Raw genomic sequence first — 17,199 nt, forward strand, 5'->3', positions numbered from 1 at the left:
ACCCCGCCCCCCCCCCCCCCCCCCCCCCCCCCCCCCACCCCCCCCCCCCCCCCCCCCCCCCCCCCCCCCCCCCCCGCCCGCCCCCCCCCCCCCCCCCCCCCCGCCACTGTTCGTGCCCGTCGCCGCCCTGCTCCGTGCCCCTTCCGGGAACGGGGAACCGGTCGGTGGCGCGGGCGCCGCCCGGTCCGTTCGTCGCCCTCGGTGTGGGTGACGGGTGGGCCGGGCCGCCGACCTGCGACCCGTCGTGCCGTTCGCCCACAGCCAGGCCCTGTCCAGGCCGATGGCTGGCGTAGACTGTCGGCGATCCAGCGCTGGTCACCTGGGATTCAGCACCGGCGTGGTGACTGAGCGAGGGGGATCAGGCCGGGCCGCTTCCAGTCGACGTCGACGGGCTGCGGTCCGGATTTGGCGGGGGGAGTGAAATGGCCGTCCATGGTCCCGCGATGACTGATGTCGCTCGTCTCGCCGGTGTCTCCCACCAGACGGTGTCGCGGGTGCTCAACGGGCACCCCAACGTGCGTGAGCAGACCCGTTTGCGGGTGCGGGCGGCGATCGCCGAACTCGGCTACCGCCCGAACGGCGCGGCACGCGCCCTGGTGACCGGCCGGTCGCAGGTGATCGGCGTGGTGGCACAGAACACCACCCTCTACGGCCCGGCGTCGCTCCTGGCGGCCCTTGAGCAGACCGCAGCGGAAGAGGGCTTCGCGGTCAGCGTGGGCAGTGTCCGGGACCTCGACCACCGGTCGATCTCGGCCGCGGTCGAGCGGCACCTGGCGCACCGGGTCGCCGGCATCGTCGTCATCGCGCCGGTCGAGTCGGCCGGCGAGGCGCTGGAGCGGCTGCCTCAGGACGTCCCGTTGGTCACCGTCGACGGCGACCCGCATCGGCCGATGCCGCTGGTGACTGTCGACCAGGTGGCGGGCGCGCGGGCGGCGACCCAGCATCTCCTCGACGCCGGGCACCGCACCGTGTGGCACGTGTCGGGGCCGTCCGACTGGTTCGACGGTGCAGGTCGCATCGAGGGCTGGCGGGAGACTTTGCTGGCCGCCGGGATCAGCCCGCCGCCGCTGATGCCGGGGGACTGGTCGGCGGCATCGGGTTACCGGTGCGGGCAGATGCTGGCACGGATGCCCGAGGTCACCGCCATCTTCACGGCCAACGACCACCTCGCTCTGGGCGTGCTGCGGGCGTTGCACGAGTTCGGCAGGCGGGTGCCGGCCGAGATCAGCGTGGTGGGCTTCGACGACGTGCCGGAGGCCGCGTATTTCATCCCGCCGCTGACCACCGTCCGGCCCGACTTCGACGCTGTGGCACGGGCGAGTCTGCAGATGCTGTTGACCCAGATCGAGTCGGGCAGCGGCGGGGCTCTGCGGCAGACCATCGCACCGACACTTGTCGCCCGCGACAGCGTTGCCCCGCCCCCTTCGCGCTGAGGCGCGTCGCGTGTCGTCGACGGAGCCCTGCCGGCCTGTCGCATCCTGTCGGCGGTGTTCTGCCGGCCCGTCGTGTTGAGGGCCCGTCGCGTCTGGTCGACGATGTCCCGCCGCCCGTTGCGCTGACGGTGGTGGGCGGTCGGTCACGCTGAGGCAGCCGCTACCCAGCGTGCGATCGAGGCGACCACTTCCACTGTGGACGGCGGAATCCCAGGCCGCGCCGTCGGAAAGCCTCTCGTTACGAGACCGTGACACCGGTATTTCAGATCAACTGTTGACGTGTCTTATGTGAGCGCTAACACTACCCCAAAGGTGACACGTGGGCCCCGGCGGTCGGCGGGGGAATCCGGAGGAGGAGAGGCCCGTGAGCAGGAAATTCCTGGTTGCTCTGGGTAGCGCGATGCTGGCGCTGAGCCTGGCGGCATGCAGTGGCGAAGGCGCCGGCAGCGGCGGTAACACGAGCGAGAAGAAGCCCGGCGACCTGACCATCGGCGTCTCGATGCCGACCCAGACCTCCGAGCGGTGGATCGCCGACGGCAACGCCGTGAAGCAGAAGTTGGAGGCCAAGGGCTACAAGGTCGACCTCCAGTACGCGGGCGACGACATCCCCACCCAGTCGCAGCAGGTCGACCAGATGATCACCCAGGGCGCGGACGTCCTGGTCATCGCGGCGATCGACGGAACGGCGCTCAGCGGCCAGCTCCAGGCCGCAGCCGACGCGAAGATCCCGGTCATCTCCTACGACCGGCTCATCCGCGGCAGCAAGAACGTCGACTTCTACGTGAGCTTCGACAACTACAAGGTCGGCGTCGCCCAGGCCACCGGGCTGCTTGTCGGCCTCGGCCTGCAGAACCAGGACGGCTCGAAGGGCACGGCCACCGGCCCGTTCAACATCGAGCTGTTCGCCGGTTCGCTCGACGACAACAACACCCAGTACTTCTTCGGCGGCGCCATGGACACGCTGAAGCCGTTCATCGACGCCGGCACGCTGAAGGTGAAGTCGCGCCAGACCACCATCGAGCAGGTGGCCATCCTGCGGTGGCAGCAGGAGACCGCGCAGAAGCGGATGGAGGACCTGCTCACCTCCAGCTACAACGACGGCTCGCAGGTCGACGGCGTGCTGTCGCCGTACGACGGCATCTCCCGGGGCATCATCACCGCCCTGCAGAACGCCGGCTACGGCGGTAGCGGCAAGAAGAAGCTGCCCGCGGTGACCGGCCAGGACGCCGAGATCGCCTCGATCAAGCTGATCAACGACGGCGTGCAGACCTGCACCGTCTTCAAGGACACCCGGCTGCTGGCCGACCAGGCCGTCAACGCCGCCGAGGCGTTCCTCCAGGACAAGCAGCCGCAGGCCAACGACACGCAGACGTACAACAACGGCGTCAAGGTCGTCCCGTCGTACCTGCTGCCGTTCGTGACGGTCTACAAGGACAACATCAAGACCGCCCTGATCGACTCCGGGTACTGGACGGCGGAAGAGGTCGCCGCCGGTCAGGCCAAGAAGTAAGCCATTCGTCGGGCTCGGCGGTCACCCCGCCGGGCCCGACGTCGTGGCGGACCACGTCGGGACCTGACAGAGGACAGCGACCATGGACGACACCATCCTCGAGATGCGTCGCATCACGAAGACCTTTCCCGGGGTGACCGCCCTTGAGGACGTCACCCTCGCGGTGCGCCGGGGAGAGATCCACGCCATCTGTGGCGAGAACGGCGCCGGCAAATCCACACTCATGAAGGTGCTGTCCGGCGTACACCCATCGGGCTCGTACGACGGAGAGATCCTCTTCGACGGCAAGCCGATGCACTTCCGGGGAATCCGGGACAGCGAGGCAAACGGCATCGTCATCATCCACCAGGAACTCGCCCTGGTGCCGCACCTGTCGATCGCCGAGAACCTCTTCCTCGGCAACGAGCGCCGGGGCCGCAGCGGCCTCATCGACTGGAACCGGGCCAACGCCGAGGCGGCGGAACTGCTGGCGTCCGTGGGGCTGCACGAGAACCCGGTCACCCCGGTCATCCAGCTCGGCGTGGGCAAGCAGCAGCTTGTGGAGATCGCCAAGGCGCTGTCGAAGAAGGTGCGCCTGCTCATCCTGGACGAGCCGACCGCCGCTCTCAACGACGTCGACTCGGCGCACCTGCTCGGGCTGCTCCGACAGCTCAAAGAACGGGGGATCACCTGCATCATGATCTCCCACAAGCTCAACGAGATCACCGCGATCGCGGACTCGACGACAGTGATCCGCGACGGGCGCGCTGTGGAGACCTTGGACATGCGCGCCGACGACGTGAACCAGCAACGCATCATCCGGGGCATGGTCGGGCGCGACCTGGACAGCTTCTACCCCGACCGCGAGTCGTCGCCGGGCGAGGAGGTGCTGCGGATCGAGGACTGGTCGGTGCGCCACCCCACCCAGGAGCGGATGGTCGTCGAAGGTGTCGGCCTGTCCGTGCGCGCCGGTGAGGTCGTCGGCATCGCCGGGCTGATGGGCGCCGGCCGGACCGAGTTGGCGATGAGCGTGTTCGGCAGGTCGTACGGCCGGGACATCAACGGCCGGTTGTTCATGCACGGCCGGCAGGTCAACGCCCGTACCGTCGCGGAAGCCATCGACAACGGCATCGCGTACGTCACCGAGGACCGCAAGCGGTACGGCCTCAACCTCATCGACGACGTACGGCGCAACGTGTCGGCCGCAGCCCTGGACCGGCTGTCCCGGATGGGCTGGGTCAACGGTAACGAGGAGATCAAGGTCGCCGAGTCGAGCCGCCGGGACATGAACATCAAGGCACCGAGTGTCATGGCGGTGGTCGGCAAGCTCTCCGGCGGCAACCAGCAGAAGGTAGTGCTGTCGAAGTGGCTCTTCACCGACCCGGACGTGCTGATCCTCGACGAGCCGACGCGCGGGATCGACGTCGGGGCCAAGTTCGAGATCTACACGATCATCAACCGGCTGGTGGCCGACGGCAAAGCGGTGATCATCATTTCCTCCGAGCTGCCGGAGCTGCTCGGGATGTGCGACCGCATCTACACCCTCGCCGCGGGCCGGATCACCGGCGAGATGCCGGTGGGTGAGGCGACCCAGGAGAGCCTCATGGAGCTGATGACAAAGGACAAGGAGCTCGTCGGATGACAAGCATCAAGACCCCTTCGACGGAGCGCCCGACGCCACCGGACGCCACGCCGGCCGCCGCCCTGCACACCGGGACGAGCGACCTGCGGGCGCTTGTGTTGAACAACCTGCGGCAGAGCGGGATCTACGTCGCCCTGGCCGTCATCGTCGCGCTGTTCGCGATCCTCACCGACGGGGTGTCACTCAGCCCTGGCAACATCACGAACATCGTTCTCCAGTACTCGTACATCCTGGTCCTGGCGATCGGGATGGTCATCCTGATCATCGGCGGGCACATCGACCTGTCGGTGGGGTCGGTTGTCGCGCTGACCGGCGCGGTCTCCGCCGTCCTGGTCATCCAGCAGGGATACCCGTGGTGGGTGGGTGTCCTGGCCGCGCTCGCCGTGGGCGTCGCGGTCGGCGCGTGGCACGGCTTCTGGGTCGCGTACGCCGGGATTCCCGCGTTCATCGTGACCCTGGCCGGAATGTTGCTGTTCCGTGGGCTGACCTTGCAGGTACTCGACAACATCTCGCTGTCGCCGTTCCCGGCCGAATACCAGCGCGTCGCCGCGGGCTTCCTCAATGGCCTGCTCGGCGGTCAGGGCTTCGACGCCTTCACGCTGCTCATCGGTGCCGTCGCCGTCGCCGGGTACGCGGTAAGCGGGTTCCGCACCCGCGTGGCACGGATCCGCTACCAGCAGCCCGTCGAGTCGTTCCCGCTGTTCGTCGCCCGGGTCGTCGCGGTGGGCGCTGTCATCATGTACTTCGCCTGGCAGTTGGCGCACGCACGTGGCCTGCCGATCGTGCTGATCATCCTGGCGGTCCTGGTGCTGGTCTACGGCCTGCTCACCCGTCGTACGGTCTTCGGCCGGCAGGTCTACGCGATCGGCGGCAACCTGTCGGCGGCGGCGCTGTCCGGGGTGAAGGTCCGTACCGTCAACTTCTGGATGTTCGTCAACATGGGCTTCCTGGCGGCGGTGGCGGGGGTCATCTACTCCTCTCGGTCCAACGGGGCGCAACCCGCCGCCGGCAACATGTTCGAGCTGGACGCCATCGCCGCGGCGTTCATCGGAGGCGCGGCGGTCACCGGCGGGGTCGGTACGGTCGTGGGCGCGATGGTCGGCGGTCTGATCATGGCGGTGATGAGCAACGGCATGCAGCTGATGGGAATCGACCAGTCGACGCAGTCGGTGGTGAAGGGGCTCGTCCTGCTCGTCGCTGTCGCGTTCGACGTCTACAACAAGCGCCGCGCCGGAACGGCCCGCTGACGTCGCAAGAGCACGATCGTGGCCCCTGCCCGCCTCGGCGGGCAGGGGCCACGCGTCAACAGGTGGTCGGTAGGCACACCGTGCCCGCCTCGACCCCGCGCCGGTGCCTGGCACGCTGGTTGAGGGCTTCCCGCGGCGATGCCTGAGCCGCCCTGCAGGGTCGACCCACCTGTCGGTGGTCCTGTAGAGCTGCCCCACATATGGACCGTGCCCTGCGGAGATGGTTGTGGTGCTCCGGCTGCTCGCGGTGATCCGGTCGGCGCTGCCCCATTTCTGGGGCAGCTCTACAGGGAACCGGACACACCCCAGGGCCGGCCAGGGAGGCGGCACCGCAGCGCCGGTGCCGCTGTCGTTATCGCTGCCCGTCGCGGAGTCTCGTCACCGCTGATCTGACGGGTTGGCCAAAGCGCGCAGAGTGTAGGAAACCTTCGATGCGCACGTTGACTTCGACGGTTTACTACACAACAATCATCGTCAATATTCACGTTCCTCTCTATCTATGCGGCACTCCGCTCAGCCTCGCCGGTACCCCCACCCCGCCAGCGGCCGCAGGCTCTCCATCGCCCCGGCCTCGATCCCCGTATCGAAAGTGAGGTCACGATGAGACTCGATCGACGATGGGCAGGCGGCGCAGCCGCGGCCCTGCTGACGGTCACCAGCCTGTTCTGGGCGACCCCCAGCGTCGCCGCGCCGACCGCCGACGCCTCCGCGCTCACCGAGGCGGTGACCGCCAAACTCCTCGGCACCGCGAAGATGTCGACCGCCGGCGCGCAACAGGACACCCGGATCACCGTCAGCCGCAGCAGTGGCCGGTGGGCGTTCGGCACCGCCGTCGCGGTCGCCCCCCGGCAGGAGGACGCCCACCCGACCGGGTCGGTCTTCATCGCCCGCGCCGACCGCGCCGGATGGCGGATCGCCTTCGACGGCGAGGCCGCCTTCGGCGAACTGGCCGCCGAGTCGCCCCTGGTGGGCGGCCAGGAGAGAAGCGTGCTCACCACCACACCGACCCCGATGTACGCGGGCGGGGACTACCGGACCGGAATGGCCCTGCCGTTCGGTGTCGGACAGACGTGGACGCTCACCAGCGGCCCGCACGGCTGGGGCGGGACCGAGTCGCCGTACAGCTCGATCGACCTGGCCGGCGGCGACCAGGTGGTTCGCGCGACCCGGGCCGGAGCGGCGTACACCATGTGTCGGGGATGGATCCGGGTCATCCACGACCGGGGCTACTCGACCGACTACTACCACCTGTGGAACAGCATCTCGGTCAACGGCGCCAGCGTCGGGCAGGGTGCAGTCCTGGGCAACACCGGCACCGACGTCACCTGCGGTGGGGCTGCCTACGGCCGGCACGTCCACTTCGGACTGCGACAGAACAGCGCGTACGTGCCGATCGCCGGGCACGACATCGGCAAGTGGGTGCTTGCCAACGGCGGCGCCGCCTACCAGGGCGGGGCGCGGCACGGGTCGGCCTTCGCCGGCGTCGGCGGTGGCCTCTACAACTACGGCGCGCTCGGCTTCAACCAGGGCGTTGTCGACGCGAACGGCGGTGGCGCGCTCACCCGACGGGCCGGTCCGGGAACGGGCTACGGCTCGCTCGGCTCGGTGGGCGACGGCGCGACAGTCACCATCTCCTGCTCCGCGAACGGCACCTCCCACACCGGCCGGTACGGCACCACGGCGCTCTGGAACCGGTTGAGCGACGGCAGTTGGGTGTCCGACGCGTACCTGTCGACAGGTGTGAACGGTCCGGTAAACGGCTGGTGCTGACGAGTACGACCGCCGAGGTTGGCGGCCCCACGGGTCGCCAACCTCCGTTCCCGCGAGGAGTGCAGATGTCCGTTCGACCCATCCTCCGAGGCCGCCTCCTGCTCACCCTGACCACCGCGCTCACCACTGCGCTCACCGTCGCGGTCGTCGCACCGGCCGCCGCCGACCCCAGCGGGATCGGCACCCTCAGCACCGACTACGGGCCGGCCGCGTGGGCGCCGGCGAGCACGAGCAACTACACGGTGGCCAGCCGGCCGGGCAGCCACCAGGTGACCCGAATCGTCATCCACACCGCGCAGGGCTCGTACTCCGGCACCGTCAACTGGTTCCAGAACCCGGCCGCGCAGGCCAGCGCGCACTACACCTTCCGGTCCTCCGACGGGGCCGTCACCCAGTCGGTGCGGGAGAAGGACATCGCCTGGCACGCCGGCAACTGGACCTACAACACCCAGTCGATAGGCATCGAACACGAGGGGTACGTCGACAACGCCGCCTGGCTCACCGACGCCATGTACCGGGCATCCGCCGCGCTCACCCGCACCCTCGCCAACAGGTACGGCATCCCCAAGACTCGGGCGTACATCATCGGGCACAACGAGGTGCCCGGCGCCACCCACACCGACCCGGGCCCGAACTGGAACTGGACCTACTACATGCAACTGGTGAACGGGATCACCGGCGTCGGCTCCGGAACGGTGAGCACCAGTGCGAGCACCCTCAACGTGCGCTCCGGCCCCGGCGCCAGCTATCCGGTCGTGGGTTCGGTCGCCGACGGCGCGACAGTTGCCATCTACTGCCAGGCCGCCGGCAGTACTGTCACCGGCCCGTACGGCACGACCTCCGTGTGGAACCGGATCGGCACCAACAGGTACGTCTCCGACGCGTACCTGCTTACCGGCTACGACGGATACATCCCGAACGTGCCGCGCTGCTGACGGCACGGCCTGACGCCAGCTCACCGCCGCTGGGCAGCGGTGAGCTGGCGTACGGGCTGGGATGCCGCGACCCGGAGCCCACGCGTTGCCGGCGTCTGTCATGCTCGGGCCGGTGACGACCGGCAGCCCTCGCAGAGCCCGCAACCACCGCCGCCCCCGGAGTCGGCTGATCGGTGTCCTCGTCGGGCTCGTCGCGCTTGCGGTCGTCGTCGGGGTGGCAGTGGTCGTCGTGCCGCTGCTGCGTCCGGCGGGTCCGCGCCCGCTCTTCCAGATGCCTGTGGCCTGCGGCGAGACCTGGCAGTTGAGCACCTATCCCGGTCACGACGACTTCGACGTCGACCTGTTCCCGATCGAGGGCGAGGCGTGGGGGCGGCCCGTGCTCGCGTCCTACGGCGGCACTGTCACAGTGGCGGGCATCAACGGGACCCTGGGTGGGCGTACCCCGGAGAACCCGGACGGTCCGCGCGGCCGTGGCGGCGGCTACTGGGTGAAGATCGACCACGGTGGCAAGTGGGAGACGCAGTACCTGCACCTGCTCGAACCGCCGCTGGTGAAGGAGGGCCAAAAGGTCACGCAGGGCCAGCAGATCGGGCGGCTCGGCAGCACCGGCAACTCCGGCGCTCCGCACCTGCACTACGAGCAGCGCCGAGGGTGGGAGAAGGTCGAAACCTACTTCGACGGTACGCCGTCGGGCATCACCACCGACGAACGCGAACAGACGCTGCGGCGTACGAGCAACAACTGCGTCTCCTGAGGACGGCGTTTTGCCCGACCCCGCTCGGGGCACTGATCGAAGGACAGTGCAGAGACGCAGGGAGGGAGCAGGCCATGGCCAAGGGTGACGTCGACACGTACCACGAGGACGGGCAGTGGAAGAACAAGGCGGAGGGCAACGAGCGGGCCAGCAGCACGCATGAGGCCAAGGCCGACGCGCAGGCCCAGGGCCGGGAGATGGCTGCCGACCGTGGCGTCGAGCACGTGATCAAGAAGCAGGACGGCACGATCGGGGAGAAGAACACGTACCCGCGCAGCCGGGACCCGCGCGACATCGCTGGCTGACAGCCTCCCCATATTTCGCGGACTGACCCCGTCGGCCTGGCCGGCGGGGTCCGCTCTGTGCCTGGCACGGCCAGGTCCGAGGGGCGCGTGACGCCCGGCGGAGGGCCGTCGCGGTCAGGGTGTCCGGCGGGCGATGATTGCCGAGCGGAGACGGTCTAGGGCTTCCGCGCGGGCGCCGGTCAGCGCCGGATCGTCGGTGAGTCGGGCCGGACGCACCTCGACGTGCCGGGGCATCCCGCTGAACGCCGTGGTGACGGCGTCGAGGATCGGCGGATGGGTGCCCCAGGAGCCGCCGATCAGCACGAGCCGGGGGTCGGCTAGCGCGACGACGGCGGCGAGTACGCCGCTGACGGCATGTCCCAACAGGGCCCTGCCGGCTGCCGGAAGGCGGCGGACCCGCTCGATGTCGATGGCCGTCGTGCCGGCGTGGCGCACGCCCAGCTCGGCGAACACGTCGATGAACCGGATTGCCCGACCGTCCGGGCCGGTGGTCAGCAGGTGCGCGATCTCGCCCGCGACACCGCTGTGGCCTCGGCGGACCTCGCCGTCGCTGACGACAGCGCACCCCAGCCCTTCGCCGAGGAAGACGTAGGCGAAGTCGCTCAGGCCAGCCGGGTCGAGGTCGCGTTCGGCCTGCGCCGCCCAGTTGACGTCGTTGTCGACGAGGACCGGTCCGGCGACGTGTGGCGTCAGCACGGCGACCGGGTCGAGGTCGCCGAGCAGGAACGGCGCGTCCGGTAGCCGGACCAGCCGGCCGGTGACCCGGTGCACCGGGTCGGCGGCGCTGACGACGGCCAGCCGGATGGCTCCTGCGCCGCCCTTTCCCGCCTGGGTCGCGGCGGTGCCCAGTGCGGCGGCGACCCGGTCGGCGTGCGCGGGCCGGCTGATGTCGTGCCGGGTCCGTCCGACGATGTCGCCGTGGGCGTCGATCCGCTCGACCACCACCCCGTCCGGGGCGATGCTGACGGCCAGGGCGGTGCCCGCCGAGTCGGCGAGGGCGTAGTACGAGCCGACACGGCCCATGCCTCGCCCGCCCGGGGTGCGTTCCCCGGTGTCGACGACAAGCCCGGCCTCGGTCAACCGGCGCACGCTCTCCCCGACGGTCGGCTTGGACAGCCCGCTGCGGGTTGCCAGGTCGGCCCGGGTCAGCCGCCGTTGCCGCATCAGCTCCCGGAGCACGTGCTCGTCGGTGAGCGAGCGGAGCAACTCCAGGGAGGGCTTGGCGGTGGTCACGCCAGGATTCTAGGCAGGAGTCTTGCCTGGAATGGCGAACGCGCCTAGAGTCTTTTCCAAGAAGGAGCCCTTACTAGAAGGAGTCGCGCCATGAACGCCCAGCCCGACCTGGCCGTCGCCCCGCTCCCGTCACTGCCGCACTGGGAGTCGACCCCGGCCGACCTGCCCGCCGCCATCGGTGAGATCAAGGCGGCGCTGCGGGCCCGGATCGCGGCGTCCGGCCGGACTGTCGAGGAGGTGTTCGCGGTCGTCGAGGAGCGCGTCCGGGCGCGGGTCGAGGAGATCGCCGCCGCCAGGGACCGCGGCGAGACGATCTGGCCGATCATCGAGTACGCCGACATCGCCGCCGGCACCGTGTCGCCTGAGGCGGTGGCGAAGCTCCGCCAGCGGGGCTGTCTCGTCGTACGCGGGCACTTCGACCGCCAGCAGGCGCTGGACTGGGACCGCGACATCGTCGACTACGTCGAGGCCAACAGGTTCTTCGAGACCTACCGGGGCCCCGGCGACGACTTCTTCGGAAGCGTGGGGTCGAAGCCCGAGATCTACCCGATCTACTGGTCGCCAGCACAGATGCAGGCCCGGCAGAGCGACCGGATGGCCCGGGTCCAGGCGTTCCTCAACAGCCAGTGGAAGCACGAGTCCGACGGCGTGCGCTGGTTCGACCCCGACCGCGACTCGCTCTACCCGGACCGGATCCGCCGCCGGCCACCGGGCGCCGACTCCAACGGCCTGGGCACCCACCTCGACCCCGGCACCCTGGACCTGTGGATGACCGAGGCGTACCAGAGGGCCTTCCGGCACCTCTTCGACGGAACGGTCGAGGAGTACGACCCCTGGGACGCCGCCCACCGCACCGCAGGCCCGCAGTACCCCGGCAGCACCATGTGCTCGGCGTTCCGCACCTTTCAGGGCTGGACCGCGCTGTCCGACATGGACCACGACCAGGGGGTGCTGCACACGGTGCCGATCCCCGAGGCGATGGCCTACCTGATGCTGCGGCCGCTGCTGGCCGACGTGCCGGTGGACGACATGTGCGGCGTCACCGTCAACCAGGTCTTTCCGGTGAGCGAGCGGTGGCATCCGCTGCTGCTGGAGGCCCTCTCCGGCATTCCCGACGTCCGGGCGGGCGACTCCGTGTGGTGGCACTGCGACATGATCCACAGCGTCGCGCCGGTGCGGGACCAGCAGGGGTGGGGCAACGTCATGTACATCCCCGCGGCGCCGTGGTGCCCGCGCAACGAGCGGTACTCGGCGGCCGTCCGCGACGCCTTCCGGACCGGGTCCAGCCCGACCGACTTTCCGGCCGAGCACTACGAGCGCAGTTGGTCCAACCGCTTCCAGGCCGACGACCTGAACTCAACCGGTCGGCGCGGCCTGGGTCTGGACTGATTGCCGGCAGCGGGCCGCCCGACAACGGTGTCGGGCGGCCCGCAGGCCGTCGGTGCCGTGCTCAGATGCGGGACCACTTCTGGTTCGACGCACCGTTGCAGTCCCACAGGTGCAGCTTGCCACCGTTGTTGGGGTTGGCTTCCCGGACGTCCACACAGCGGTTGGCGCTGATGTTGACGAGGTCGCCGGCGCCGTTGAGCGTGAAGCGCTGCGCGGGATTGCCGTTGCAGGTCACCAGGTTGACCTCGGTGCCGTTGGCGGTGCCAGCCCAGGCGGGGTCCATGCACTTGCCCATGGCGCGGACGGTGCCGTCCGAGGCGAAGGTCCACGCCTGCGCGGCGGTGGTGTTGCAGTCCCAGATCTGGAGCTTCGCGCCGTCGACCGGGTTGGCGCTGGGGATGTCGATGCAGCGACCGCTCTGCGCGCCGCGGATCCGGCTGGTGCCGGGTGCGGGGTCGCCGCCACCACCGGAGGTGTAGCCGGACACCCGGACGTAGTCGACGAGCATCTGCTGCGGGAACTGGGTGGAGCCGTCCGGGTAGCCGGGCCAGTTGCCGCCGACCGCCACGTTGAGAATCATGAAGAACGGGTGGTCGAACACCCAACGGTTGCCGCCCAGCCGCGCCGGGTTGACCTGGTGGTACTGCACCCCGTCCAGGTACCAGGTGATGAGGTTCGGCTCCCAGTCCACCCGGTAGGTGTGGAAGCCGTCGGCGAGCGGGCTGCCGACGGTGCGGCTGCCGGTGATGCCGCCGCCGCCGGAGTAGCCGGGGCCGTGCACGGTGCCGTAGACGGTGTTGGGCTCCCGGTCGATGTTCTCCATGATGTCGATCTCGCCGGCGTCGGGCCACCCGCCGCCGGTGCCGAGCATCCAGAATGCCGGCCAGATGCCCTGGCCGCGCGGAATCTTGATGCGGGCCTCGAACCGGCCGTACGTCTGGGTGAATGTGGACGCGCTCAGCAGTCGCGCCGACGTGTACTCGCAGCGCCCGTAGTGGCACTGGTAGTTGGCCGGGTTGTCCCGGCGGGCGGTGATGACGAGGTTGCCCTGGCCGTCGTGCACGGCGTTGCTTGTGCTGTTCGTGTAGTACTGCCGCTCGTTGTTGCCCCAGCCGCCGCCTCCGATGTCGAAACGCCACTTGTTCTGGTCGACGGGCGTACCGGCCGAGGCGTTGAACTCGTCCTGCCAGGTGATCGGGCCGATGGCGGCTTCGGCTTGGTCGTTGTGTCCGGGTACGACGAGGGCGGCGGCGGTGGCGATGAGCGCGACCGCCGCGAGGACGAAGGGTCGCAGGCGGGGTACGGGACGGGCTGTGAACACGGGAGGCTCCTCAGCGGGAGGGGGTGGCGGAGGCTTCGCGCCGGAAAATCCGGAGAGCGCTCTTTCGACGAAGGATGTCGATATGGCGCCTTTCTGTCAAGAGTCCTTCCAATTAAAGGAGTGGCCGAGTCGCCCTGCCAGAAGGGCGAAGCGCGCCTTCCTCCGATAGGGGATGAATCGACTCCTGCTATTGCCGTCGGCGTCCACGCGGGACAGGATGACGAAAGCTCGCTCGAAACCTCGCCGTAACGTGCGAGCTGCTGGTCTCTGTCACAAGGAAGTGGGAGTCAGTCATGAGCGACGCGTCGACGGCGCTGGGTGTGCGCCTCTACCCGGACCTGGTCGAGCGGGATGGCCTGGCCCCCGCGCTCATCGAAACCGCCACCGCGCACCAGCTCGACATCGGCCGGGTGACAGCCCCCGACCAGGGACGGGCCCGGTTCACCTGCGCCGAACTGCACTCCGGCCAGGGAGTCGTCTGCGTCGGGCTCGGCTCACAGGCCCGGTACTTCATGGTCGATCTCCGGGTCGACGGTGAGGTGCAGGCCCGGGGCGACGCCATGGACCTGCTCCAGGTCGCCCAGATGGCTGCGGCCTGGCACGCCGGGGCGACGCTCGCCGAGCTCACCGCCCGGTTCCCGTTCATGGAGGAGACGAAGCGGCACACCGCCGCGCCGGTCGCCCAGGTCAGCTAGCGACACCCCGCCGCCGGGCCGCGCAACCGGTCAACAGCGCAGCCGGGGCGGCAGGGGCGGCCCGCTCGTGGCGTCGCGGTCCAGATAGGTCGACTCGACGAACGCGAGAAACCGTTGCGCGTCGTCCGCCGTGGACACCAGCCCGAACGAGACGCGAACCGCGCCGCCGATCGGCAACCGCAGCGCGTGGAGGTACTGGTCGATCGAGTCGAGCCGGGCGGGCACCCGTCGCCGCAGCAGGCCCCGGCTGATCCCGAACGCCTCCTCGCCCGCGCCCGGATTGCAGAAACAGCCGGTCCGCAGCAGGAATCCGGCCGAGGCGGCCTCCCGCGCGACCAGCCGCTCGTCGACAAGAGTGCCGTCCGGGCGACGGAGGTTGAACGTCACAGTGGCACCCCGACCCTCGCCCGTCACCGGCCCGTACACCTGAGCCAGCGGCTGGCCGGTGCCGTGCCGCAACGCGGTCAACCGGGCCAGCAGCCACTCGGTGAGCAGCCCGACCCGGGTGTGCACGAGGTCCACGCCTATCGAGTCGAGCCAGCGCAACCCGAACTCCACGTCCGGGATGCTCAGGAAGTTGAGAGTGCCGTCCTCGAACGCCGACTCGTCGTCCATCGTGCGGTGCCAGTCGCCCTGCACGCTCACCGCGCGGATCGTGCCGCCGGAGAACCACGGCCGGCGCAGCCGGGCCAGCGCGTCCCGACGGGCCAGCAGCGCGCCCACGCCGGTCGGATACCCGAACAGCTTGTACCAGCTCAGGCAGACGAACTCCGGTCGTACGACGCTCAGATCCAGCCGGTTCGTCGGCGCGAACGCGGCGGCGTCGAGCAGCACGTCGTAGCCGTGCTGGTGGGCCAGCTCCACCCAGCTCAGCGGATGCTGCACCCCGGAGAAGTTGCTCTGCGCCGGGTACGCGAACAGTCCACGCCGGGATGGGCGACCCGACAACCCGGGAAGCCGACGATGGCCGGCGTCCAGCACCCGCACCAGATCCGACTCGGCGACCCGCAGCTCCGGGCCGGCCAACGGCACGTACCGCACCGGCGCTCCGGCTGATCGGGCGTACTCGCGGATGCCGTTGACCGAGTTGTGGTTGTCCCAGGTCAGCGCCAACGGCGACGACCGGCCGAAGTCGTACGCCTCGCCGACCAGCCGGCACGCTCCGCTGGCGTTCGGAGTGAAGACGACCGCGTACTCGGAGGGGTCGGCACGGAAGAAGTCGAGCACCGCGCGGCGGGCCGATCCCACTGTCGCGCCGGAGGCCACCGAGGTGGGGTTCTCCGAGTGCGGGTTGCTGTACAGGCCGGCGAGCAACCTGTCGTGGTGGGCGCGTACCTGCGCCTGCGCGGCGACCCCCGCCCCGGTGTAGTCGAGATAGACCCGGCCGCCCTGGTCGAGGTGCCGGTATTCGGTGGCGCGCAGCTCGTCGAGCCGGGCGGTGTCGGCGTACCCCCGCATGGCCGTCGGTGTGCTCTGCTCGGTCGTCATGGCGAAGGCCCCGATCCGGTCGGTGACGTGTCCGCCTGAATATCGTGCCTCGCCGATGCGATGTCTGTCGCGACGCCGACCTGCGCGCACCCCGGCTACAGGTTGCATGATCGCGCGGGCGGCGGGAAGACCGGCGTTTCAGGCGTCACCGCGCGAGGGGGTCGGTATGAGAGCCGTCGTGTACGCCGACGTGTGGTCCGTCGCCGTGCGGGAGGTGCCCGACGCGACGCTGGAGGCGGACACAGACGCGCTCGTGCGGATCACCTCCACCGCCCTGTGCGGCACCGACCTGCACATGTACGACGGGCGCACCGGCGCGGACCCCGGGCTGGTGCTCGGTCATGAGCCGCTGGGCGTGGTGGAGCAGGTGGGCAGTGGAGTGCAGACCGTCCGGCCGGGCAGCCGTGTGGTCATGCCGACGCATCTGTTCTGCGGTACGTGCGTCATGTGCGCCCGAGGGCTCTCGGCGGCCTGCCTGCGGGCGCGCGCCGAGGGGCCGGGCGCCGCGTACGGCTACGCCGGGATGGGTCCCTACCGGTGTGCGCAGGCCGATCTGCTGCGGGTGCCGTGGGCCGACGCGAACTGCGTGCCGTTGCCGGGGGAGCCGGGTGACGCGTACGAGGACGACTTCGTCCTGCTGGCGGACGCGTTCGTCACCGGCTGGCACGCCGCCTCCGCGCTCGCCGACGTGCAGCCCGGCGACACGGTGGCCGTGTTCGGTGCCGGCACTATCGGCCTGCTCAGCGCCTACTCGGCGCTGATCCGGGGCGCACGGGTGGTGTACTGCGTCGACGGCGTCGACGCCCGGCTCGACAAGGCCGGTGAGATCGGCGCGGCGCCTGTCGACTTCCGGCGCGGCGACCCGGTCGAACAGATCCGCGCCGACCGCGCCCGTGCCGGGCTGCCGCTGGGCGAGGAGAAGCTGGGCGGGATCGACAAGGTCATCGACGCGGTCGGGTTCCAGGCCCGCGACCGGGAGCACCCCGACCAGGAGCGCCCGGACCAGGTGATCGCCGACGCGGCCCGGTTGGTGAACCCCGCCGGCGCGATCGCCGTGGCCGGGGTGTACCCGGAGAGGGACCTGCATCCCCGCCCCGGGGCGAGCATCCACGAGGACCTGCGTGCTCCCTGGGGGACGCTGTTCGGCAAGGGTGTCGCGGTGCGATTCGGGCGTACGCACGACCGCCGTTACACGGTGCTGCTGCGGGACGTGGTCGTCGCCGGCCGTGCCCGACCCAGCATGATCGTCACCCACCACGGCAGCCTCGCCGACGCCCCGGAGCTGTACCGCAGCTTCGACAGCCGGGAGCACGGAGTGATCAAGGCGGTGCTGCACCCGAGTTGAGCGTCAGCGGGGCCTGGTTCGTCGCGGGGGATCGCGTCGCGCCGACGGCGTCCGGCTCGGGCGTGATCGTCCGATGCGTGGGCCGGGCAGACGGGCACGATCGGCGCAGCGAGAGACAGCGTGTCACGGCAGGGCTTCGGAGCGCCGTGAGGT

At 70.1% G+C, this 17,199-nt stretch carries 14 protein-coding genes; 11 read left to right on the top strand and 3 right to left on the bottom strand.

What is annotated here, in order from left to right:
* The first annotated feature begins 443 nt into the window (after positions 1-443).
* From ACPXB1_RS16040 to ACPXB1_RS16075, 8 genes are all read left to right on the top strand, one after another.
* Positions 444-1,433, top strand: coding sequence for a LacI family DNA-binding transcriptional regulator (locus ACPXB1_RS16040; protein WP_197281424.1), 990 nt, complete (start codon positions 444-446; stop codon positions 1,431-1,433).
* Positions 1,434-1,797: 364 nt separating this feature from the next.
* On the top strand, positions 1,798-2,943 hold the full coding sequence (gene chvE / locus ACPXB1_RS16045) for a multiple monosaccharide ABC transporter substrate-binding protein (RefSeq protein ID WP_355598108.1): 1,146 nt from the start codon (positions 1,798-1,800) through the stop codon (positions 2,941-2,943).
* An 82-nt stretch (positions 2,944-3,025) separates the two neighbouring features.
* Positions 3,026-4,564: a multiple monosaccharide ABC transporter ATP-binding protein gene (mmsA, locus tag ACPXB1_RS16050; RefSeq protein ID WP_355598110.1), complete on the top strand. Its 1,539-nt coding sequence runs from the start codon at positions 3,026-3,028 to the stop codon at positions 4,562-4,564.
* Positions 4,561-5,811, top strand: coding sequence for a multiple monosaccharide ABC transporter permease (gene mmsB, locus ACPXB1_RS16055; protein ID WP_355598112.1), 1,251 nt, complete (start codon positions 4,561-4,563; stop codon positions 5,809-5,811). The genes mmsA and mmsB overlap by 4 nt, the downstream gene beginning before the upstream one ends.
* 600 nt (positions 5,812-6,411) lie before the next feature.
* Complete coding sequence (locus ACPXB1_RS16060) at positions 6,412-7,581, top strand: peptidoglycan DD-metalloendopeptidase family protein (RefSeq protein WP_355598114.1); 1,170 nt, start codon at positions 6,412-6,414, stop codon at positions 7,579-7,581.
* A 65-nt stretch (positions 7,582-7,646) separates the two neighbouring features.
* A complete protein-coding gene (locus ACPXB1_RS16065) occupies positions 7,647-8,516 on the top strand; it encodes an N-acetylmuramoyl-L-alanine amidase (RefSeq protein WP_355598116.1) in 870 nt (289 codons plus the stop codon).
* A 100-nt stretch (positions 8,517-8,616) separates the two neighbouring features.
* Complete coding sequence (locus ACPXB1_RS16070; protein WP_355598128.1) at positions 8,617-9,270, top strand: M23 family metallopeptidase; 654 nt, start codon at positions 8,617-8,619, stop codon at positions 9,268-9,270.
* Positions 9,271-9,344: 74 nt separating this feature from the next.
* The gene (locus ACPXB1_RS16075) at positions 9,345-9,575 is read left to right on the top strand and encodes a DUF2188 domain-containing protein (protein ID WP_355598118.1); all 231 of its coding nucleotides are present in this window, start codon (positions 9,345-9,347) and stop codon (positions 9,573-9,575) included.
* A gap of 114 nt (positions 9,576-9,689) precedes the next feature.
* Here the strand turns inward: ACPXB1_RS16075 and ACPXB1_RS16080 are convergent, their stop codons facing one another.
* The gene (locus tag ACPXB1_RS16080) at positions 9,690-10,808 is read right to left on the bottom strand and encodes an ROK family transcriptional regulator (protein ID WP_355628000.1); all 1,119 of its coding nucleotides are present in this window, start codon (positions 10,806-10,808) and stop codon (positions 9,690-9,692) included.
* 90 nt (positions 10,809-10,898) lie between these two features.
* On the opposite strand from ACPXB1_RS16080, the gene ACPXB1_RS16085 reads away from it, so the two are divergent.
* A complete protein-coding gene (locus ACPXB1_RS16085; protein ID WP_355598122.1) occupies positions 10,899-12,197 on the top strand; it encodes a DUF1479 domain-containing protein in 1,299 nt (432 codons plus the stop codon).
* 61 nt (positions 12,198-12,258) lie between these two features.
* Here ACPXB1_RS16085 and ACPXB1_RS16090 read toward each other — a convergent pair whose 3' ends face one another.
* Positions 12,259-13,518, bottom strand: a complete 1,260-nt coding sequence (locus tag ACPXB1_RS16090) for a family 16 glycosylhydrolase (RefSeq protein ID WP_425735474.1) — start codon at positions 13,516-13,518, stop codon at positions 12,259-12,261.
* Positions 13,519-13,811: 293 nt separating this feature from the next.
* Here ACPXB1_RS16090 and ACPXB1_RS16095 point away from each other — a divergent pair, with 293 nt between their 5' ends.
* On the top strand, positions 13,812-14,213 hold the full coding sequence (locus tag ACPXB1_RS16095; RefSeq protein WP_053652778.1) for a hypothetical protein: 402 nt from the start codon (positions 13,812-13,814) through the stop codon (positions 14,211-14,213).
* Between the two features lie 30 nt (positions 14,214-14,243).
* Here the strand turns inward: ACPXB1_RS16095 and ACPXB1_RS16100 are convergent, their stop codons facing one another.
* Positions 14,244-15,701 carry an aminotransferase class V-fold PLP-dependent enzyme gene (locus tag ACPXB1_RS16100; protein WP_157552255.1) on the bottom strand — a complete coding sequence of 486 codons (1,458 nt, stop codon included), beginning with the start codon at positions 15,699-15,701 and terminating at the stop codon, positions 14,244-14,246.
* 166 nt (positions 15,702-15,867) lie between these two features.
* Between ACPXB1_RS16100 and ACPXB1_RS16105 the strand changes: the two genes are divergently transcribed.
* A complete protein-coding gene (locus ACPXB1_RS16105; RefSeq protein ID WP_355595520.1) occupies positions 15,868-17,046 on the top strand; it encodes an alcohol dehydrogenase catalytic domain-containing protein in 1,179 nt (392 codons plus the stop codon).
* Positions 17,047-17,199: the final 153 nt, after the last annotated feature.

Origin of the sequence: Micromonospora sp. DT68 (genome assembly GCF_049847245.1) — a bacterium.
Taxonomy (GTDB): Bacteria; Actinomycetota; Actinomycetes; order Mycobacteriales; family Micromonosporaceae; genus Micromonospora; species Micromonospora profundi.